This is a genomic window from Micromonospora sp. NPDC003776 (assembly GCF_053605645.1).
The window spans coordinates 1-20,748 of sequence record NZ_JBSGJR010000010.1; the positions used below are offsets into that span (position 1 = coordinate 1).

Genomic DNA, 20,748 nt, shown 5'->3' on the forward strand with positions numbered 1-20,748 from the left:
CGCGCTGCCCGGGGCGGTGGCCGCCCTGGCCGCCGAGTTCGGCCGGTCGCCGCAGGTGGTGCTGACCGCCGCCCTGGCCGCCTCCAGCATCGGCCTGGCCGCCGTGGGGGCGGTCCGCCGGCAGGTCCCGCAGTACCTGCCGTACGCGAGCGTGGCCGTGGTCGGCGGCGGCACGATCAGCGCGGTCGCGGCCGTGCTCACCCACCTGCCCTCCGGGGTGTACGCCGCCGCGGCGGCGCTGCTCGGCGTGCTCGCGGAGCTGATCCGGGCCGCCACCGTGCCACCCGCCGGGTCCGCCCGCCCGGTACGCCGCTGGTCGGTGCTGCTGAACGGCGCGCTGCGCCGGTTGCCCGACGACCCGGAGCTGCGCTGGCGGGTCGACCCGGCGGCCGGGGCCCTCGCGGCGGCGGTGCTGCCGGTCGCCCTCGCCCTGGTGGCCCTCGCCCCGCCCCTGCTGGTCGCCCTTGTGGAGCCGATGCAGGTGCTGTCCCGGGTCTGGCAGGGGCCGCCGCCCGGCCTGCGCACCCCGCCATCCGAGGCGGTGGATCCCACCCACGTGCTCACCGCGCTGCTGCTCACCGCCACGGCGGCGCTGGCCGCCACCGGGTTCAGCGGCGGCCGGCGGTCCCGGGCCGTACCGGTGGTGCTGCCGGGCGCGGCCGTCACCCTGCTGATCACGCCGGTGGCGCTCGGCCAGGGCTGGCCGGAGAGCGCGCTGGCCGGGCTGGCGGTCTTCACGTTGGCCATGCTCGGGCTGGCCCTCACCCCGCCGCCGCCGCTGGTCGAACCGGCCCGCTCGATCCGGATCGCCCGGGTGCTGGTCTTCGCGATCGGCCTGGCCGCCGGGGGCGCGGGCCTGGCCGGCAGCCTCGCCACCCGACAGCTGACCCTCTTCACACTCGGCGGGGCGGTGGGCGTCGGCGTGGTCGCCGCGCTCTTCGGCACCACCCAGCGGGCCCGCATCCTCGGCTGGCTCTTCGCCTCGCTGATGGCCGAACTGTTCGTGCTCACCCTCGGGCTGGTGGCCGGCCTCGCCGCGGTCTGGTCGGCGTTCGGGGTGCTGGCGGTCGGGGCCGCGCTCCAGGTCTTCGCCGCCACCCTGCCCCGGCTGCGCCGCCCGGAGGCGTACCGGGAGGCGGCCACCGTGGAGTGGAGCGGCTACGCGGCGGCACTCATCGCGCTGGCCCTGGCGTACGACTCGCCGCGGCACATCGCCGCGCTGCTTGCCGCGTGGGGCGGCGTGCTCGGGGTGGCGGCCAGCCGGCCCGGCCGCCGGCCGGTGGAACGGCGGATCCTGTTCTGGTCGGTGGTGGCCTGCGAGATCAGCGCCTGGTGGATCCTGATGCGGGTGGCCGACGTGGCGCTGCCCGAGGCGTACACCCTTCCGTTCGCCCTGCTCGCCCTGCTCGTCGGGGTGCTGGAGTTGCGCCACCGCCCCGACCTGTCCAGCTGGGTGGCGTACGGTCCGGCCCTGGTCGCCGCGTTCCTGCCCACCCTGGCGATCGTGGTGGCCACCGACTCCACCATGCTGCGGCAGGTGCTGCTGCTGCTCGGCGCGGTGGCGGTGCTGATCTTCGGCTCGATGACCCGGCAGCAGGCACCGGTGATCGTGGGGGCCACGGTCACCGCGGTCGCCGCGATCCACGCCCTGTTCGCCCTCGGCCCGTGGCTGGTGCTGATCCCGGTCGGCTTCATCCTGCTGGTGCTCGGGGCGAGCAACGAGCGCCGCCGCCGCGCCCAGGAACGCCTGCAGACGGCCCTGCGCGGCATGCGGTGAAACCGGAGGGGCTGGCGTCCGCCGTGGTGGGCGGGCAGAGGGGGCCCGGTTCGCGGGTCGGTGCCGGCCAGCCCACCCCGCTTGATCGACTCGGGATGCGGCGGCTCGGGGTCTCCCGGGCGATGCAGGGCCCGCCCTGCCGCAGAGCGAGTCGATCAAGGCCAAGCCAGGCCCAGGGCGCGCGCCCGGCGGGCCAGGCCGGCCGGGCCAGGGTGGGTCAGGGCCGGGCGGAAGGGGTCAGGACAGGGAGGCGCGGAGGGCGGCGTCCTTCTCGGCGACCAGGTCCTCCAGGCTCGCCTGGTAGTCCGCCATCCGCTGGAGCAGCACCGGGTCGCCGGCGGCCAGAATCCGCACCGCGAGGAGCCCGGCGTTGCGCGCGTTGCCGATGGAGACGGTGGCCACCGGCACGCCGGCCGGCATCTGCACGATGGACAGCAGGGAGTCCATCCCGTCCAGGTACTTCAACGGCACCGGCACGCCGATCACCGGCAGCGGGGTGACCGAGGCGACCATGCCGGGCAGGTGGGCCGCGCCGCCCGCCCCGGCGATGATGACCTTGACGCCCCGACCGGCCGCGGCACGGCCGTACTCGATCATCTTGGCCGGCGTGCGGTGCGCGGAGACCACACCGACCTCGTACGGCACCTCGAACTCGTCCAGCGCCTCGGCGGCGGCCTTCATCGTGGGCCAGTCCGAGTCGCTGCCCATGATCAGTCCGACGGTGCTCACTCGCGTCCTTCCCGCAGCCAGCGGGCGGCTCGCGCGGCCCGGGCCCGTACGTCGTCCAGGTCGTCACCGAGCACCGTGACGTGCCCGATCTTGCGGCCGGGCCGCACCTGCTTGCCGTACAGGTGGACCTTGGCTCCGGGCTCCGCGGCGAACAGGTGGTGCAGCCGCTCGTCGATGGACATCCCGCCCGGCTCGCCGCCGAGCACGTTCGCCATCACCACGACCGGCGCGGTGAGCGAGGTGTCCCCCATCGGGTAGTCCAGCACCGCCCGCAGGTGCTGCTCGAACTGGGAGGTCCGAGCGCCCTCGATGGTCCAGTGCCCCGAGTTGTGCGGCCGCATGGCCAGCTCGTTGACCACCAGCCCGGCGGGCGTCTCGAACAGCTCCACGGCCAGCAGGCCGATCACGCCGAGCGCGGTGGCCAGGTCGATGGCGAGCTGCTGGGCGGCGACCGCCAGCTCCTCCGGCAGGCCGGGCGCCGGGGCGAGCACCTCGACACAGATCCCGTCCCGCTGCACCGTCTCCACCACCGGGTACGCGGCGACCTGCCCGAACGGCGAGCGGGCCACCTGCACGGCCAGCTCCCGGCGCAGCGCGACCCGCTCCTCGACGATCAACGGGGTGCCCCCGGCGAGGAGGGTCGCCACCAGTTCCTCGGCCTGGACGGCGTCGTCCACCAGCCACACGCCCCGGCCGTCGTAGCCGCCCCGGGCCGCCTTGAGCACCACCGGCCAGCCGACCTCGGCACCGAAGGCCACCAGGTCGGCGGCCTGCTCGACCGGCTGCCAGGCCGGGTTCGGCGCGCCCAGCTCACCGAGCCGCTCGCGCATCACCCGCTTGTCCTGCGCGTGCAGCAGCGCGTCGGCCGGGGGGAAGAGCTTCACCCCCTCGTCGGCGAGGGCGCGGATGTGCTCGCTGGGCACGTGCTCGTGGTCGAAGGTGACCACGTCGCAGCCCTTGGCGAAGGTGCGCAGGGCGGTGAGGTCGGTGTGGTCGCCGTACTGGACGTCGGCCGCGACCAGGGCGGCACCGTCGTCCGGGGCGAGCGCCAGCACGCGCAGCGACTGGCCGAGGGCGATGGCGGCCTGGTGGGTCATCCGGGCCAGCTGGCCACCGCCCACCATGCCGACGACGGGCAGTCCGGTACGGGAATCCATAGCGCCGCCAGCCTATCCGGGCGGCCGACGCCACCGGCCGAGAGGTCCACGAAGCGGGCGGGCGATGTCAGGCGGGATGGACCGCGACGCGGCGCGGACGGCGGGCCACCTCCCGGGCGGTACGCCGGGCGATCAGCGCGGAGCCGATCACGGTGGGCGCGAGCCAGGCGATCAGGTTGCCGTCGGTCATCTGCACGGCGAAGCCGGTGACGAAGGCGATCACGGTGCTGCCCATCAGGTTGAGGTGCCAGATCCGCCACCCGCGGGCGCCGAGGCGTCGGGGGCGGCGGCGGGCGATCCAGAGGCCGCCGATCAGCCAGCCCAGGGTGAGTGCGCCGAGCACGGCGAGGCCCCACAACCGCGCCGGTTCGAGGGCGAACAGGCCGAGCGCGCTGAGGCTCAGGCCGAGGGCCGACGCGGCGTAGGCCCAGCCCAGCCGGGTGTGGCGGCCCCGCCGCTTCGGGGCGAGCAGCACGGGCAGCGCGAGCAGCAGGCCGCTGATGCCGCTGAGGGCGTGGATGACGACCAGAAAGGTCCGCATGACGATTCCCCCCGCTTCTCGACCTCCCACAATGGGAGGTCGGTAAGGCCAGCATGGGACCTGACACAATGGGATGTCAAGCGATATCGAGAAGGAGCGCCGCCCATGCCGGACCGGCCGTTGAACGCCACCGCCGCCTCCCTGCTCGGCTTCCTGCACGAGGGCCCGATGACCGGGTGGGACCTGGTCGAGTACGCCCAGCAGCGGATCGGGGCGTTCTGGTCGCTGACCCAGAGCCAGGTCTACCGCGAGTTGACCGCGATGGCGTCCGCCGGGCTGGTCCGGGCCGGCGAACGCGGGCGGCGCGACCGGCAGCCGTACGAGATCACCGAGGCCGGACGCGCGGCGTTCGCCGAATGGGCCGCGAAGCCGCCGGCGGCGGAGACCATCCGGTTCCCACTGCTGTTGACGGTGCTCTTCGGGCGGCACCTGCCAGCGGAACGGCTGGCGGAGTACCTGGCCGGGCACCGGACCGCCCACGCCGCCCGGCTGGCCGAGTACGAGCAGGTGGCCGCCGCGCTGCCGGCGGAGGCGGACGAGATCGACCCGTACTCCGTGGCGACGCTGCGCTTCGGGCTGGCCTACGAACGGGCGGTGCTGGAGTGGTTCGACGCCCTGCCCGGGCCGCTGCGGCCGGGAGCCCCGGAGACCGGCGGGGACCGGCCACCGGCCGAAGCTTGACATGATCAGGCCATGACCACCCGCGACCTGCTGCGCGGGCTTCCCGTGCTCGCGCACGAGATGCCCCCGTTCGATCCCGCCGACGCGCCCGACGCGCCGGTCCCGCTCTTCGCCTCCTGGCTGGCCGCAGCGATCGACGCCGGCGTGGACGAGCCGCACGCGATGACCGTCTCGACCGTCGACGCCGACGGCGCCCCGGACGCGCGGGTGCTCATCCTCAAGGACCTGGACGACGAGGGCTGGCACTTCGCCACCACGGCGACCAGCGCCAAGGGGCGGCAGCTCGCCGGCAACCCGCGGATCGCGCTGAGCTTCCACTGGCGGGAGCAGGGCCGGCAGGTCCGGGTACGCGGCACCGCCCGGCCCGCCGACCCGGAGGTCTCCCGCCAGGACTTCCTGGCCCGCCCGGAGGGCTCCCGGATCGCCACCCTGGCCGGTTGGCAGAGCGCCGTGCTGACCGACCGCGCCGAGCTGGACCGGGAACTGGCCGAGGTGCGGACCCGGCTGGCCGCCGACCCCGGGCTGGTCGCCGAGGCGCACACGGTCTACTCGGTCACCCCCGCGACCGTCGAGTTCTGGCAGGCCGACCGGGAACGCCGGCACGTCCGGCTGCGCTACCGCCGCGCCGGAACCGGCTGGGCGCGGGAGCTGCTCTGGCCCTGACCGCTCAGCCGAGCTGGGCGACCAGGTCGTCGACCGAGGTCACCGGCCGCTGGCAGACGAAACCCCGGCACACGTACGCGGCGGGCCGCCCGCCGACCAGCGGCCGGTCGGCCAGCAGCGGCACGCCCGGCTGGTCGCTGCGGCCCGCCACCACCACGGCCCCCGGCGGGGCGTGCCGGTGGGCGGCCGCGACGAGCGGGTCACCCACCGGGTCGTCGGTCACCACGGCGATCTCGTACGGCCCGGAGACCAGCGCCTCGCCGACAGTGGCCGCGTACCCGGTGAACCGGGCGTGCCGGCCGACGATCGGCGCGACCGTCGACAGGGCCGTCTCGGCCGCCTCCCGGTAGCGGGTCTCCCCGGTCAGCGCCGCATACGCGACCAGCGCCGCGACCAGCGCCGAGCGGCCCGACGGGGTGGCGTTGTCGGTGGGGTCGGCGGGCCGGGTCACCAGCCGCTCGCCGTCGTCGGCGGTGTCGTAGAAGCCGCCGTCCGGGGCGGCGAACCGGGCCAGCGCCACGTCGAGCAACTGCCCGGCCAGGGTCAGCCAGCGCCCCTCGCCGGTGAGCTGGTGCAGGGCGCAGTACGCCTCGGCCACGCAGCCGTAGTCCTCCAGCACCCCGGCCGGCTCGCCGACCACCTTGTCCCGGGAGACCCGGCGCAGCCGGCGGTCCACCAGGTGCACGGCCGCCAGGTGTTCGGCGGCGTCGCGCATCGCGCCGTCGGCCACGATGGTGACCCCCTCCATGAGGTTCGCGTCCTCGTCGTCGGGGTCCGCGTAGAGGGCGGCGACCTGCTGGAACTCGGCGATCGCGGTGATCGCCAACCCGTTCCAGGCGGCCACCACCTTGTCGTCCCGGGCCGGCTGGGGGCGGGTGTCCCGGGCGGCGAGCAGCCGGCCGACGACCTCCCGCCAGCGGGCCCGGACCGCCGGGTCGGCGCCGTCGACGTCCCGGGCCAGCTTCAGCACGCTCGTGCCGTGCTCAAAGGTGCCTTCGTCGGTCACCGCGAAGAGGTCGGCAGCGAAGCGGCCGTCCTCCTCCCCCAGCACCTCGACGAGCTGGGCCGGGGTCCAGACGTAGGTGAGACCCTCGACGCCCTGGGTGTCGGCGTCCAGTGCGGAGGCGAAGCCCTCGCCGGGGCGGTGCAGCTCGTCGGCGAGGAACCGGGCGGTGTCCCGGGCCACCCGCCGGGCCAGCCGGTCCCCGCTGAGCCGCCAGAGCTGGGTGTAGACCCGCAGCAGGAGCGCGTTGTCGTAGAGCATCTTCTCGAAGTGCGGCACGGTCCAGTGGCCGTCCACCGAGTAGCGGGCGAACCCGCCGGCGAGCTGGTCGTGCAGGCCGCCCCGGGCCATCGCCTCGCAGGTGTGCCGGACGATCTCCAGGCTCCGCGCCGAGCCGGTGCGCTGGTGGTGCCGGAGCAGGAAGAGCAGGTTCATGTGCGGCGGGAACTTGGGTGCCCCGCCGAAGCCGCCGTTCGTCTCGTCGTACTCCCCGGCGAGCTGCGCCGCGGCGGCGTCGAGCAGGTCGGCGGTGAGCGGGGCGGTGAGTCCGCCCACGGCCTGGGCGCCGCCAATCGCCTCGACCACGGCGGCCCCCTGCCGCAGCACCGCCTCGCGCTGGTCCCGCCACGCCGTGGCGACCGAGCCGAGCAGCCGGATGAAGTTCGGCCGCGGGAAGTAGGTGCCGCAGAAGAACGGGGTGCCGTCCGGGGTGGCGAAGACGGTCATCGGCCAGCCGCCCTGCCCGGTCATCGCCTGGGTTGCGGTCATGTAGACGGCGTCGACGTCCGGGCGCTCCTCCCGGTCCACCTTGACGCAGACGAAGTCGTCGTTCATGAGCTGGGCGACGCCCTCGTTCTCGAACGACTCGTGCGCCATCACGTGGCACCAGTGGCAGGCGGCGTAGCCGACCGAGATGAGCACCGGCACGTCCCGCCGCTTCGCCTCCGCGAACGCCTCGTCGCACCAGGGCCACCAGTCGACCGGGTTGTCGGCGTGCTGGAGCAGGTACGGCGAGGTGGCCTCGGCAAGTCGGTTCACCCGACGACCATATCCAGCCCCGGGGCCGGTGCGCGCGGTCGCCGGAGGATGCGACGCCGGTCAGGAGGCGCCGTCGGCGCGGAGCGGGAACACGTTGCCCTGGGCGCCGTCGCGCAGCGACCCCAGCACCGCGCCGATCTTCTCGGCCGGCATCGGCTTGAAGAAGTGGTAGCCCTGCGCCGCCGTGCAGCCCAGCTCGGCCAGGGCGGTCCGCTGCTCGGCGGTCTCCACGCCCTCGGCCACCACCCGCAGCCCCAGCTCGTGGGCGAGCCCGACCGTGGTCCGCACGATCGCCGCCGCCTCTGGCGAGTCGGCCATCCGGATCACGAAGGAGCGGTCGACCTTCAGCTCGTCGACGGCGATCCGGGTCAGGAAGGTCAGCGACGAGAAGCCGGTGCCGAAGTCGTCGACCGCGAGCTGCACCCCCATCGACCGCAGGGTGGCCAGCACCTCGTCGATGACTTCCAGCTCGCTCATCACCACCGTCTCGGTGATCTCCAGGACCAGCCGGTGCGGCGGGACCTGGTGCCGGCGCAGCGCGTCACCGATCTCCCCGGGCAGCCGCGGGTCGAGCAGGCTGCGCGCCGAGAGGTTCACGGAGATCGGCACGTCCAGCCCCTCGCGGGCCCACCCGGCGGCCACCGCGAGGGCCTTGTCCAGCACGTACCGGGTGAAGGTGCCCAGCTGCTCGCTGTTCTCCACCGGCCGGATGAAGTCGGCCGGCCCGAGCCAGCCGCGCCGCGGGTGCCGCCAGCGGATCAGCGCCTCCACCCCGGTCGGGGCGCCGGTGGCCAGGTCCACCGCCGGCTGCAACGCCAGCACCAGCTGGTCGTCGGCCTCCAGGGCCTCGCGCAGCTCGGCCAGGAGGGCCAGGTGATCGGTGCTCGCCGCGTCCCGGGAGCTGTCGTACGCGGCGACGCTGCCACCACCGTCCTTCGCCTGGTACATGGCGATGTCGGCCCGGCGCAGCAGCTCGGTCATGTCCGCGGCGCCGGCGGCGACGACCACCACCCCGACGGCGACCTCGACGGACATCCGCACCCCGGCCACCTCGGTCGGCGCGGCGAGCCGCTCGGCGATCTCCCGGGCCTGCCGCAGCGCGTACGTGATCGGACCGGCGCGGTCGTCGACGACGGGGACCCCGGCCAGCAGCACGGCGAACTCGTCGCCACCGAGCCGGCCGAGCAGATCCCCGGGGCGGCCCAGGGCGGCCAGCCGGTTCGCGGTCAGCCGCAGCAGCTGGTCCCCGGCGGCGTGCCCGAGGGTGTCGTTGACCTCTTTGAACTGGTTGACGTCGAGCAGCAGCAGCGCGACGGGGTGATCGTGGGCCAGCTGCCGCAGCGCCTGGTCACCCTTGGTGAGCATGGCGGCCCGGTTGAGCAGGCCGGTGAGCTGGTCGTGCACCGCCTCGTACGAGGAGCGGGCGGTGATCAGTCGCAGCTCGCGGTGGGTGGACGCGTCGTGCAGGGCGGCGGCCAGCGCGTCGCCGAACGCGGCCACGCCGTCCCGTTCCCGGGCGCTGGGCGGCGCCGACCGGGGGAACTGGACGCGCAGCCGGCCCACCTCCACGCTGCCCACCGAGAGCGACCGCACCAGCTCGTGCTCGCCGGTCTCGGCCGGCGCCGGGGGCGGCACCTCGCGGTCGCGTACCTGGCCACCGGCGTCCGCGCGGTAGCGCCGCCACCGCCCGTCGCCCCGGGCGACGTCCACCTCGACCAGCTCGGCGCCGAAGAGCGAGAGCGCCCCGGTGACCGCGGCGGTCGCCACCCCCCGCTCGTCGAGCTGGTTGAGCGCCGCCGTGGCCTCGGCGAACGCCCGCCAGGTGCGGCGCTCCTGGTCGGCCCGGAGCCGGTGCCGGTAGGTCTGCTGGAGCAGCCAGAGCGGCGGCGGCAGGAGCAGCAGCCAGCGCGGGTCCACCTCCAGCAGCGCGACCACCACCAGGCCGACCGCCACGTTGCCGACGAACATGAGCAGCTTGCCGCGGAGCGCGGCGAGCAGCGGCGGTCCGATCGGGATGCCGTGCCGCAGCGAGAGGGTCGCGCCCCCCAGCCACGCGGTGGTGAGCAGGTAGGTCACCGAGCCGGCGATCAGCGCGAGGGCCAGCTCGGGGGTCGGCGCGGCGAGCATCGGGCGGCCGAGGGCGCTGGCGACCGCGGCCGCGAGGGCGGTGGCGGCGGTCAGTGAGCCGGCGATCCGGACCAGCTCCAGCACCGGCCGCCGGTCGACGCAGAGGGACATCCCGGTCCAGGCGGCCCCGGCGCCGAGCAGGGCCGCAGCCGGCAGCCAACCGGCCGGCACCAGGTAGAGGCAGACGATGAGGGCGGCCTCGCCCCAGGTGATGCTGACCATCCCGGCCTCGGCACGGAATCGCAGGCGGGCCAGGTGGGCGACGGCGAAGGCGGCGACCGCGAGGCCGAACCGGGCCGGCCCCGGCAGCGGGTCGTCGGCCGGGAGGGACGTCGGGACGGTGAGCCCGAGCACCGCCGCACCCAGCGCGGTGGCTGCGACGGCGGCGGTCACCAGGAGGACGCCGACCGGCGTGCCGCGCAGGCCGAGCCGATCGGGGGGACGATCCTCCCTGCCGGAGGTCACGGACCCACCCCGTCGACCGGCGGTCCGAGGGCACGGTGGGGGGTCACTGCTGCCACCGACATCGGCGCCCCCCTTCCGCGCACGGCTCAGGGACTTTTCGATCCCCCCGGCGGAAGGCTAAGCCAAAGCCGGTGGTCGCAACAGGGGGCGACCACCGGCTTCGGCGTGATTCACGTGCCGACTACCCGTTCCGGCGCTGCTGGGAGCCGTTGGGAGCGTCCGAGGGTGATTCCTGCGAGACGGTCCCGTCTGTCGGATCGACGACCGCCGCGTCGGCCCGACCCGGGTCCGCCGGAGTGGCCTGCGGGGGGAACCGGTCGGGCAGCCGGCGCAGCCGGGCGTTCATGTTGCGGATCAGCAGGACGGTGACGGTGCCCAGCGCGACGATGAGGAAGAGGCCCATCGGACCGGCCAGGCCACCCGTACGGGTGTCACCGAAGTTGTTCTCCGCGAGCACCTGGGCGGTGGTCAGCATGGTGTTCCTCCGATGTGCGACTGCCTCTCAGCGTAGCCCGCCGCCGGATCAGCGGGCATGGGCCGTCTCGCGGACCCCGGCGAAGAGGTCGGACTCGGGCAGCGGGCTGTCCACCAGCGAGCGGGCCAGCTGGTAGTCCTCGGTCGGCCAGGCGCGCTGCTGGAGCTCCATCGGCACCTGGAACCAGAAGCCGTCCGGGTCGATCTGGGTGGCGTGGGCGCGCAGCGCGTCGTCGCGGACCGGGAAGTATTCGGCGCACTCGACCCGGGTGGTGATCCGGCCGCCCTTGTCCGGCCGGTCCTCCCAGCGCTTCATCCAGTCGCCGTACGGGGACTCCAGGCCGGCGGCGAGCATGCCCTCGTGCAGGGCCATGATCTTGGCGCGAGAGAAGCCGATGTCGTAGTAGAGCTTGAGCGGCTGCCAGGGCTCACCCAGCTCCGGGTGCCGCTCCGGGTCGCCGGCGGCCTCGAACGCGGCCACGGTCACCTTGTGGGTCATGATGTGGTCCGGGTGCGGGTAGCCGCCCTCCTCGTCGTACGTGGTGACGACGTGCGGGCGGAACTGGCGCATCAGCCGCACCAGCGGGGCGGCGGCGGTCTCGACGTCCTGCAGCGCGAAGCAGCCCTCGGGCAGCGGCGGGAGCGGGTCGCCCTCGGGCAGGCCGGAGTCGACGAAGCCGAGCCACGCCTGCTCGACGCCGAGGATCGCCCGGGCCGCGTCCATCTCGGCGCGGCGGATCTCCCCGATGTTGGCCCACACGTCCGGGCGGTCCATCTTGGGGTTGAGCACGCTCCCCCGCTCGCCACCGGTGCAGGTGACGACCAGGACGTCCACCCCCTCGGCGACATATTTCGCCGTGGTCGCGGCGCCCTTGCTCGACTCGTCGTCAGGATGGGCGTGCACCGCCATGAGACGCAGCTGTTCTGCCACCTTCGGCGCTCCTCGTCTGTGCCGGACCGGCTGACCTGCCGGAATCTCCCCCCGCGCCCGCAGAAACCCCCGTGTCGGCTGGTCGGTGTCTCGGCCGACCTGCCATCCTTGGCTCAGCGCCGGGCTGGGAAGATGGACTCTGCCATTCTTGCCGATGCCGCCGACAACAACGCCAGGAGATACCCGCCGGTGAGCGAGACGCACACCACAGTCACCCCGGGCGCGCCGGTCTTCCCGCCCGGGCGGTACGGCCGCCGCCGCGAGCCCGGCCGCCGCCGGCCACTTCTGCTCGTCCTGGTGGTGGTCGTTCTGCTGGCCCTCCTCGGGCTGGTCGCCGCCAAGCTCTACCGGCAGTACGGCGACCCCGAGTACCGGGCCGAGGTGATCACCTACACCGGGATCACCGACACCCGGGTGGTGGTCGACTTCCGGGTCACCGTGCCGCCCGGCGGCTCGGCGACCTGCCTGCTGCGGGCCCGCACCCACAACGGCGCCGAGGTCGGACACGTCGAGGCCACGGTGACCGCCCGGCCCGGCCAGCGCCACATCACCGCCCGGCAGGAGGTGACCACCAGCGCCCGCCCGTTCATCGGCGAGGTGCTGCGCTGCCGCCCCGCCGGCTGACCCGCCGGCCCCGCACCCCCGGTCCCGCCACCGGCACCGGGGGTGATCGGCGACACCCTGACGTGCCCGGCACTGGTAACCTTGGTGATTCACCTGTCAGCCAGTCCGCACCAACCGAGGAGACCGCCTGTGTCAACCAACGGCAACGAGGCGCCCGCCACCTGGCTGTCCCAGGACGCGTACGACCGCCTGCAGGCCGAGCTCGACGAGCTGATCGCCAACCGGCCCGTCATCGCCGCCGAGATCAACGCCCGGCGCGAGGAGGGCGACCTGCGGGAGAACGGGGGCTACCACGCCGCCCGCGAGGAGCAGGGCAAGGCCGAGGGCCGCATCCTCTACCTGAAGGAGCTGCTGCGCACGGCCAAGGTCGGCGAGGCCCCAGCCGCCGACGCCGTGTCGCCGGGCATGGTGGTGACGATCTACTTCGACGACGACGCCGACGACACGGAGACCTTCCTGCTCGGCTCCCGGGAGATCGCCTCCAGCACCGACCTGACCGTCTACAGCCCCGAGTCCGCGCTCGGCAAGGCGATCCTGGGCGGCAAGGCCGGCCAGACCTGCACCTACACGGCGCCCAGCGGCGCCGACATCAAGGTGACCGTGGTCAAGTTCGAGCCGTACTCCGGCTGACGCCCTCCGGACCCGCGCCGGACGGCTCGGGTCCAACCCGACCGAGGCTGAGGGATTTGGTTAAGGATCGTCTGTGATCGTGGGCTGGTCGTGGGTGTCGGTGTCTTCTGGTTTGATGCGGGGCGGTGGGGCTCTGTGCCGGCGGTGAGTGCTGTCGTGTGGCGGTGCTGTGCGTGCTGGCGGGGTTTGGGTGTGGTGAGGTTGGTGTCGGGTGAGTCGGGCGGTGTCGCTGGCTGACGGTCAGGCTTCCCGGACCGCGTGCGTCCGCGCTCTTGTGCGCGCGGGCGTGGATGAGAAGTCCGGCGAGGTCCTGTCCCAGGCGGTGGTGGCCGAGCGTGTCGGCTGGTGTGCCGATCTGGTGGCGGGCATGGTTTCCGGGCTGTTGGCGCAGCGGTGGAATGCCGCGGATGTGCGGGTGTTGGCCTGCGGTGTGGACGCGGGCGGGCGGAGGTTGCCGTCGAACGCGTGGATGGCGTTGCGGCGGCTGGGTTGGACCGCCACCGCCCCGGAGGGGGTGAGGGTCAATGACCGGATCGTGCGGATGGCTCAAGAACAGGCCGGGCGTGCGCTGCGGTCGGTGAACTGGCGTGCCGATCTGACCGCCGGAGTCCTCGCGACCTGGCCGGCCGACCCGCGCAAGCGCACGGCGCAGGAGTGGGATCAGGTGCGGGAGGCGATCCCTGGCGGGAAGGATCTGCCGTCGAGCGTCATCAAGGGCCGCACCCGGCAGGCCGCCACGTTCCTGGCCGCGCATGGCCGCCTCCCGGTGGACGTGTTCGAACTGGAAGGCGCGCCGCGGGTTGCGCGGATGCTGCTGCTGTCCGCGTGTGACCGGCAGCAGGCCACGATCGAACGCGGCGACACCGAGCCGGGCAGGGTGCTGCTGCGCCTGCAGTTGCCCACCCGGCCGGATCCGCGCACGTACGGGGACTGGACGTGGGTGGCCTGCCCGATCACCCTGCCCCCCACCGTCCCGGCCGGCGCGGTGCTGCACCTACCCACCCTGCGCGTGGCCGGCCGGCAGGTACGCGCCGACCTGGCCTACACCCACGCCGTGCCGAAAGCCCGGCCCACCGGCCACGCGGTGGCGCTCGGGGTGGACTGGGGTCTGAACACCCTGCTCAGCGCGGGGGCCCTGCGACGGCGAGCCGATGGCCGGATCACCGCGTTGGGGGCTGGGGGCCAGTTCCGGGCCGCCGGAGTGCTTGCCAAGCAGCACCGCCTGCGCTGCCTGTCAGAGCGGCTGTGCGCCAAGGCCGACCACTATCAGCGGCTCATCGGCGTCGACCCGCGGCATCACCTGCTCGGCAAGCTTGCCGTGCTGCGCGACGAGATCCGGCACGTCTCCCAGCGCCGCCAGAACCTGAACGCCGCGCTCGCCTGGGCCGCCGCCCGCTGGGCCCTCGATCAGGCGATCGCCGCCGCCGCGACCGTGATTTACGTGGAAGACCTGCGGTCTTTGGAAGCCAAGGGCATGGGCGCCAGCCTGAACACGCGCCTGTCGCAGCAGGTGCGCGGGCAGATCGTCGACCGGATGCGGCACCTCGCCGCCGAGCAGGGTGTCGCCGTGGTCGGCGTCCCGGCCCGCAACACCTCCAAACACTGCCCGCAATGCCTGACCCCGCTACGGCACCGCAAAGCCCCCGACCAGCCGACCGTGCCGGGCTGGAAGTGGGCCATCTGCCCTCACCAGTCCTGCGGCTGGCAGGGCGACCGCGACCACGGCGCCTGGCGGCGCATTGCCGCCCGCGGGCTTACCCACCAGGCGAGGACCGTCACCGACCGCAGCAACGGTGCCATGATGATTCGGGCCGTGGTCGACACGCTCGAAGCGTGCGCGGTCGTCACCAGGACCAGCCGGGGGGACCGGTCGAAGACCGGGCCCACCCGGCACCAGCCACCACGCCCCGCGCCCCGGCGACGCAGGGCACCCTCCCCCACCCGGCCCCACCACGGCCGGGCGGGCAAGCGTCCGGAGGGACACGCACCAACGGACCGGCCCAGACTGCCCCGCGCAGCCCACCGGAACCAGGGCGTGAACACGATCAGCACACCCGCCACCGGCCACCGGCCACGAGGAGCCGCCCTGGGCGCAGGATTCCACTTCCACGCCCATGCCTCCCCACCCAGGTGGGAAACGATCCCGGAAACACACTCCGACCCAGGATCCCTACGCTAATCAGAGTCATTCCAACCTGGTTCGGACGCCACGCAGGCGTGAAAATGGTGGTCCGGTCGCCCGCCGACGTCGGCTGCATCTTGGGAGGTTGAGCCCGTATCAGAGTCTGACGCTGGGGCCCCGACCTGAAGGGTCACGCACTGTTGCTTCGAGCACGCCGGTCAGAATTTCGGTTCCCGACCGAGGCCCCCGGGCGGCTGGGCTGATGTCCATCAACACGGGGAGGGAGCGGTGTCGGATGAGGACTGTGCTCGAGGAGATCCCCGACCAGGATCACGAGCAGATCTCGCAGCGGGTGGCCGCGATCGATGTGGCCAAGGAGTCCGGCATGGTGTGCACCCGCCTGCCTGCTGGGGTCAGTGGGCGGCGCACCAGCCGGGTGTGGCAGGTTCCGGCAACCACCAACGCGGTCAGCGATCTGGCCGATCGGCTGGTGGAGTTGCGAGTCGAGAAGGTGACCGTGGAGTCCACCTCCGACTATTGGCGGATCTGGTACTACCTGCTGGAGGCCGCGGGCCTGGACGTGCAACTGGTCAACGCCCGCGATGTCAAGAACGTGCCCGGCCGGCCCAAGACCGACAAACTTGACGCGGTGTGGCTGGCCAAGCTGACGGAGAAGGGACTGCTGCGGCCGTCGTTCGTGCCGCCAGCGCCGATCCGTGTCCTGCGGGACTACACCCGGATGCGCTCGGACCTGACCCGGGACCGCACGCGTTACTGGCAACGGCTGGAGAAGCTGCTCGAAGACGCCCTGATCAAGATCTCCGCGGTGGCCAGCACCCTGAAGACCCTCTCAACCCGCGACATGATCGAGGCGTTGATCGCCGGGCAGCGTGACCCGCAGCAGCTGGCAGCCCTGGCCCGCGGACGCATGCGAAGCAAACACCCGGCCCTGATACAGGCGTTGACCGGCCGGTTCGACGACCACCACGGCGAACTCGCCCGCATCCTGTTAGACCAGATCGACCGCCTCGACACGCAGATCACCGCGCTCACCACCCGCATCGAGCAACTGATCGACACGCTGGACCAGCCAGCCACCCCATCGCCACCAAACCCCGCCGGCGACGACCCACCACACCAGCAACCACCGCCCACCACCGGCACCGCCAACAACGCGGCACGACGCCTGGCCGAAATCCCCGGCCTCGGCCCCGAATCCGCCCAAGTCATCATCGGCGAGATCGGCCTGGACATGACCCGATTCCCCACCGCCGGGCACCTCGTCTCCTGGGCCAAACTGTCCCCCCGCGCCATCCAGTCCGGCACCAAAACCGGCAGCGGCAACACCGGCAAGGGCAACCCATACCTCAAAGCCGTCCTCGGACAAGCCGCCGCAACAGCCGCCCGCAACCACGGCACATTCCTCGCCGAACGCTACCGACGCATCGTCAAACGCCGAGGCAAAGGCAAAGCCCTCGTAGCCGTCGCCCGCTCCATCCTGGTGATCATCTGGCACCTACTCGCTGACCCGACCGCCCGCTACCACGATCTCGGCCCGGACTACTACGACACGCGCGTCAACACCAACCGCAAGATCAACAGCCTCATACGGCAACTCGAGGCCCTCGGCCACACCGTCACCCTGCAACCAGCCGCCTAACCACCCAGTAACCCCACCGGACCAGCTACCACCGACCCGGCGATGCCCCCTGCACAAGAACCCACCTGGTCCGGCTCATTTTCCGGTCAGACGCTGACAGGCCCTTCCTCGGACCCGAGCCACATCGCGACCGCCCCGGCCCACCGGCCGGGGCGGTCGCGTCGTCGCAGGCCCCGTCGGCCGTCAGGACTCGGCCGCGAAGACCACTTGGTAGCCGCTGGCCCGCAGGGCGCTGATCAGCGTGTCCGAGTGCTCCACGCCGCGGGTCTCCACCGAGAGCGCCACCTCCACCTCGCCCAGGCGCAGGTGCGGGTTGGCCCGCTGGTGCTCCACGTCCACCACGTTGGCCCGGTGCTCGGCGATCTCGCTGAGCAGCGAGGCGAGCTGGCCCGGCCGGTCCGTGCAGCGCACCGTCACCCGCAGGTAGCGGCCGGCCGCCGCCAGGCCGTGCTCGATCACCCGGAGCATGAGCAGCGGGTCGATGTTGCCGCCGGAGAGCACCGCCACCACCGGCGCCTGCACCTCCACCGCGCCGGCCAGCAGTGCCGCCACCCCGACCGCGCCGGCCGGCTCCACCACCTGCTTGCCGCGTTCCAGCAGCATCAGCAGGGCCCGGGAGATGTCCTCCTCGGAGACCGTGACGATCTCGTCGACCAGCTTGCGGACGTGGGTGAAGGTGAGGTCGCCGGGCCGGCCGACCGCGATGCCGTCGGCGATCGTGGAGAACGACGGCAGGCGGACCGGCTCGCCGGCCTTGAGCGAGAGCGGGAAGGCGGCGGCGCTGGCCGCCTGCACCCCGATCACCCGTACGTCGGGGCGGAGCGCCTTGGCCGCGACGGCCATCCCGGAGATCAGGCCGCCGCCGCCCACCCCGGTCACGATGGTCTTCACCTCCGGGCACTGTTCGAGGATCTCCAGCGCCACCGTGCCCTGCCCCGCGATCACGTCCGCGTGGTCGAACGGGTGGATGAACACCGCCCCGGTCCGCTCGGCGAAGGTCTGCGCCGCGACCAGCGACTCGTCGACCGTGTTGCCGACCAGTTCGACCGTGGCGCCGTACCCCTTGGTGGCGGCGACCTTGGGCAGCGGCGCGTTGACCGGCATGAAGACCGTGGCGTGCGTGCCGACCAGGCCGGCGGCGAGGGCCACCCCCTGGGCGTGGTTGCCGGCGCTCGCCGCGACCACGCCGCGTTCCCGCTCCTCGGCCGAGAGCCGGCAGATCCGCACGTACGCCCCGCGCACCTTGTACGACCCGGCGCGTTGCACGTTCTCGCACTTGAGCCACGCCGGACCGCCCAGCGCGGCGCTGAGCGGCCGGGACGGCTCCAGCGGGGTGGTACGGGTGACGCCGGCGAGCAACTCCCGCGCGGCCTGTACGTCGGCGAGACCGACCAGTTCCGTCATGCCCTGATCGTGCCACCCGCACCCGGCGGAACCGGCGGCGACGCCACGGTCGGCTCGCTGACGACCTGCGGCGACGGCCCCGTCACCGGCTGCGCCGGGGCGGAGGTGGCAGCCGTGCGTCAGGCGGAGGCCGGCGACCCCGTGCCGACCCGGGGATAGCCGGGGGCGTGCCGCGACCAGGGGGCCTGCATCTCGAACTGGCCGGCGACGCCGAGCAGCAGCAGCTCCGAGCCGGGCGGCCCGACGAACTGCACGCCGACCGGCAGGCCGTCCGGGCGGCGGCCGACCGGCACCACGATGGACGGCAGCCCGGCGATGTTCCACGGCGCGGCGTACGGGGCGTACCGGATGTTGGCCGACATGTTCGCCAGCCACGACCGGCCGGACCAGCCGGCGGCCTCTGGCGGCGGCCCGGCCAGCGCCGGGGTGAGCAGCAGGTCGACCGAGTGGTCGGCGAAGAAGTTCACCGACCGGTCCCGCCACGCGAGCCGGTCGGCCTCCCGGACGTACCCCCGGCGCTGCGCCCACTCGCCGAGCGCGACGTGCCGGCGGCTGCGCCGCTGGAGCTGGCGCGGCGCCACCCCGGCCGCCCGCACGTCGGCGGCGGCCGCGGCGAACCAGGTGGCGATGCCCTGCAGGCCGAGCCGGGTCGGGTAGACCGGGTCGGCGGGAACGGTGTCGTGCCCGGCGGCGGCCAGCAGCCGGCCGGCGGCGGCCACCGCCTCCCGGTTGGGGGCGTCCGGCGCGACGCCCCGCACCGGCGAGCGCAGCGAGACACCGACCCGCAGCCGCGGCGGCGGGACCAGCTTCTCCGGCCGACGCCCGGCCAGCACCGAGAAGCCCACCGCCGCGTCGGCGACGGTGCTGGTCAACATGCCGTGCTCGGTGAGGCCGAACCAGTCGTCCGCGCCGAGCTGGCAGGGCACCACGCCCCGGCCGGGCTTGAGCCCGACCAGGCCGCAGCAGGCCGCCGGGATGCGGATCGAACCGAGGCCGTCGTTGCCGTGCGCCATCGGCACCAGCCCGGCGGCCACCGCGGCGGCCGCGCCGCCCGACGAGCCGCCGGGGGTACGGGCCAGGTTCCAGGGGTTGCGGGTGACGCCCGTGTCGTCGTCGGTGAGCGCCCAGAGGCCGAGCTCCGGCATCCGGGTCACCCCGAGGATCACCGCGCCCGCGCCGCGCAGCCGGCGGACCACCTCGTGGTCGGCCTCCGCCACCGGGGTACGCACGGCCGCCGACCCGTTCCAGGTGGGCTGGCCGGCGACCGGCGTGTTCTCCTTGACCGCGACCGGCACCCCGGCCAGCGGGAGGTTGGCCAGGTCCTCCTGCTCATCCACCTTCTCCGCCTCAATGATCGCCTCCCCGCCGCGTACCGTGCGGAACGCGGCGAGGTCGGCGTCGGCCCGGGCGAGATGATCCAGGTGGTCGGCCACGACCTGGGTAGCGGAGACGTCGCCCCGGCGTACGCCCCGGGCGATCTGCTTGGCGGTCGCCCCCACCCAGGTCGTCGGCATGATCTCCGGCACTGCCACCCTCCCAGCCAGCGGTCAGCCCAGCGCCTGCTCCAGATCGGCGAGCAGGTCGTCGACCGTCTCGATGCCGACAGACAGTCGCACGAGATCGGCGGGAACTTCAAGCGGCGAGCCGGCAGCACTCGCGTGTGTCATCCGTCCGGGGTGCTCGATGAGCGACTCGACCCCGCCGAGGGACTCGGCGAGGACGAAGAGCTTCGCCCGGTTGCAGATCTCCACGGCGTGCTCCTCGCCGCCCGCGGCGCGGAACGAGATCATGCCGCCGAACCGGCGCATCTGCTTGGCGGCCACCTCGTGCCCGGGGTGCGCGGGCAGGCCCGGGTAGATCACCTGACCGACCTTCGCGTGACCGTCCAGGTAGGCCGCGATCCGCTCGGCGTTGTCGCAGTGCCGGTCCATCCGTACCCCGAGGGTCTTGATGCCGCGCAGGGTGAGCCAGGCGTCGAACGGCCCGTTGATCGCGCCCATCGCGTTCTGGTGGTAGCGCAGTTCCTCGCCGAGGGTCCGGTCGGCGGCGATCAGGGCGCCACCGACCACGTCGGAGTGCCCGCCGATGTACTTGGTGGTGGAGTGGACCACCACGTCCGCGCCGAGCAGGATCGGCTGCTGGAGGTACGGCGAGGCGAAGGTGTTGTCGACCACCAGCAGCGCACCGGCGTCGTGCGCCACGGCGGCGAGGGTGGCGATGTCGGCGATGCCGAGCAGCGGGTTGGTCGGCGTCTCCACCCAGACGATCCGCGTGGCGCCGGGGCGGATCGCGGCCCGGACCGCGTCCGGGTCGGACACCTTCGCCGGGGTGTACTCCAGCCCCCAGCGCTCGGCCACCTTGGCGAAGAGCCGGTAGGTGCCGCCGTACGCGTCGTCCGGGATGACCACGTGGTCACCCGGCTTGCAGACGGTCCGCAGCAGGGTGTCCTCGGCGGCGAGGCCGCTGGCGAAGGCGAGCGCCACCGGCCCGCCCTCCAGGGCGGCCAGGCACTCCTGGAGCGCGTCCCGGGTCGGGTTGCCGGAGCGGCTGTACTCGTAGCCCTGGCGGGGCGCGCCGACGGCGTCCTGCGCGTAGGTGCTGGTCTGGTAGATCGGTGGGATCACCGCGCCCGTACGGGCCTCCGGGTCCTGACCGGCGTGGATGGCGAGCGTCTCGAAGCCGTGACTCATTCCCGAGACGTTAGTCCGCCCGCCCGTCGCAG

The 20,748-nt window shown here is 73.6% G+C and carries 17 protein-coding genes; 7 read left to right on the top strand and 10 right to left on the bottom strand.

The annotated features are described in order from the left end of the window. Positions 1-1,777, top strand: a 1,777-nt coding sequence (locus ACWEVO_RS01790) for an SCO7613 C-terminal domain-containing membrane protein (protein ID WP_452305661.1), incomplete at its 5' end; no start/stop codon positions are given. A 237-nt stretch (positions 1,778-2,014) separates the two neighbouring features. On the opposite strand, the gene purE is transcribed toward ACWEVO_RS01790, so the two are convergent. From purE to ACWEVO_RS01805, 3 genes are all read right to left on the bottom strand, one after another. After that, entirely contained in the window at positions 2,015-2,506 is a 492-nt protein-coding gene (gene purE, locus ACWEVO_RS01795) for a 5-(carboxyamino)imidazole ribonucleotide mutase (RefSeq protein ID WP_452305662.1), read from the bottom strand. Beyond that, a complete protein-coding gene (locus tag ACWEVO_RS01800) occupies positions 2,503-3,663 on the bottom strand; it encodes a 5-(carboxyamino)imidazole ribonucleotide synthase (protein ID WP_452305663.1) in 1,161 nt (386 codons plus the stop codon). The genes purE and ACWEVO_RS01800 overlap by 4 nt, the downstream gene beginning before the upstream one ends. A gap of 67 nt (positions 3,664-3,730) precedes the next feature. Continuing rightward, positions 3,731-4,204, bottom strand: a complete 474-nt coding sequence (locus tag ACWEVO_RS01805) for a hypothetical protein (RefSeq protein WP_452305664.1) — start codon at positions 4,202-4,204, stop codon at positions 3,731-3,733. Positions 4,205-4,309: 105 nt separating this feature from the next. Here ACWEVO_RS01805 and ACWEVO_RS01810 point away from each other — a divergent pair, with 105 nt between their 5' ends. Both ACWEVO_RS01810 and ACWEVO_RS01815 read left to right on the top strand, forming a co-directional pair. Then, on the top strand, positions 4,310-4,885 hold the full coding sequence (locus ACWEVO_RS01810) for a PadR family transcriptional regulator (protein ID WP_452305665.1): 576 nt from the start codon (positions 4,310-4,312) through the stop codon (positions 4,883-4,885). A gap of 12 nt (positions 4,886-4,897) precedes the next feature. Continuing rightward, positions 4,898-5,548 carry a pyridoxine/pyridoxamine 5'-phosphate oxidase gene (locus tag ACWEVO_RS01815; protein WP_452305666.1) on the top strand — a complete coding sequence of 217 codons (651 nt, stop codon included), beginning with the start codon at positions 4,898-4,900 and terminating at the stop codon, positions 5,546-5,548. Between the two features lie 4 nt (positions 5,549-5,552). Here the strand turns inward: ACWEVO_RS01815 and ACWEVO_RS01820 are convergent, their stop codons facing one another. The 4 genes from ACWEVO_RS01820 to mca form a co-directional block, all read right to left on the bottom strand. Beyond that, positions 5,553-7,589 carry a thioredoxin domain-containing protein gene (locus ACWEVO_RS01820; protein WP_452305667.1) on the bottom strand — a complete coding sequence of 679 codons (2,037 nt, stop codon included), beginning with the start codon at positions 7,587-7,589 and terminating at the stop codon, positions 5,553-5,555. A 60-nt stretch (positions 7,590-7,649) separates the two neighbouring features. Beyond that, entirely contained in the window at positions 7,650-10,139 is a 2,490-nt protein-coding gene (locus tag ACWEVO_RS01825; RefSeq protein WP_452305693.1) for a putative bifunctional diguanylate cyclase/phosphodiesterase, read from the bottom strand. A 223-nt stretch (positions 10,140-10,362) separates the two neighbouring features. Beyond that, entirely contained in the window at positions 10,363-10,656 is a 294-nt protein-coding gene (locus tag ACWEVO_RS01830) for a hypothetical protein (protein ID WP_452305668.1), read from the bottom strand. Between the two features lie 48 nt (positions 10,657-10,704). Continuing rightward, positions 10,705-11,586 (bottom strand): mycothiol conjugate amidase Mca, encoded by an 882-nt coding sequence (gene mca / locus ACWEVO_RS01835; RefSeq protein WP_452305669.1) that lies wholly within the window; start codon positions 11,584-11,586, stop codon positions 10,705-10,707. Positions 11,587-11,775: 189 nt separating this feature from the next. On the opposite strand from mca, the gene ACWEVO_RS01840 reads away from it, so the two are divergent. From ACWEVO_RS01840 to ACWEVO_RS01855, 4 genes are all read left to right on the top strand, one after another. Further along, complete coding sequence (locus tag ACWEVO_RS01840; protein ID WP_452305670.1) at positions 11,776-12,210, top strand: DUF4307 domain-containing protein; 435 nt, start codon at positions 11,776-11,778, stop codon at positions 12,208-12,210. Between the two features lie 129 nt (positions 12,211-12,339). Further along, a complete protein-coding gene (greA, locus tag ACWEVO_RS01845) occupies positions 12,340-12,840 on the top strand; it encodes a transcription elongation factor GreA (protein WP_452305671.1) in 501 nt (166 codons plus the stop codon). A 286-nt stretch (positions 12,841-13,126) separates the two neighbouring features. Continuing rightward, on the top strand, positions 13,127-15,019 hold the full coding sequence (locus ACWEVO_RS01850) for a zinc ribbon domain-containing protein (protein WP_452305672.1): 1,893 nt from the start codon (positions 13,127-13,129) through the stop codon (positions 15,017-15,019). 238 nt (positions 15,020-15,257) lie between these two features. Then, positions 15,258-16,622, top strand: a complete 1,365-nt coding sequence (locus ACWEVO_RS01855) for an IS110 family transposase (protein WP_452305673.1) — start codon at positions 15,258-15,260, stop codon at positions 16,620-16,622. Positions 16,623-16,805: 183 nt separating this feature from the next. Here ACWEVO_RS01855 and ilvA read toward each other — a convergent pair whose 3' ends face one another. From ilvA to ACWEVO_RS01870, 3 genes are all read right to left on the bottom strand, one after another. Next, positions 16,806-18,026, bottom strand: coding sequence for a threonine ammonia-lyase (gene ilvA / locus ACWEVO_RS01860; protein ID WP_452305674.1), 1,221 nt, complete (start codon positions 18,024-18,026; stop codon positions 16,806-16,808). A gap of 119 nt (positions 18,027-18,145) precedes the next feature. Then, the gene (locus tag ACWEVO_RS01865; protein ID WP_452305675.1) at positions 18,146-19,558 is read right to left on the bottom strand and encodes an amidase; all 1,413 of its coding nucleotides are present in this window, start codon (positions 19,556-19,558) and stop codon (positions 18,146-18,148) included. A 15-nt stretch (positions 19,559-19,573) separates the two neighbouring features. Then, entirely contained in the window at positions 19,574-20,716 is a 1,143-nt protein-coding gene (locus ACWEVO_RS01870) for a cystathionine gamma-synthase (RefSeq protein ID WP_452305676.1), read from the bottom strand. Between the last annotated feature and the right edge of the window lie 32 nt (positions 20,717-20,748).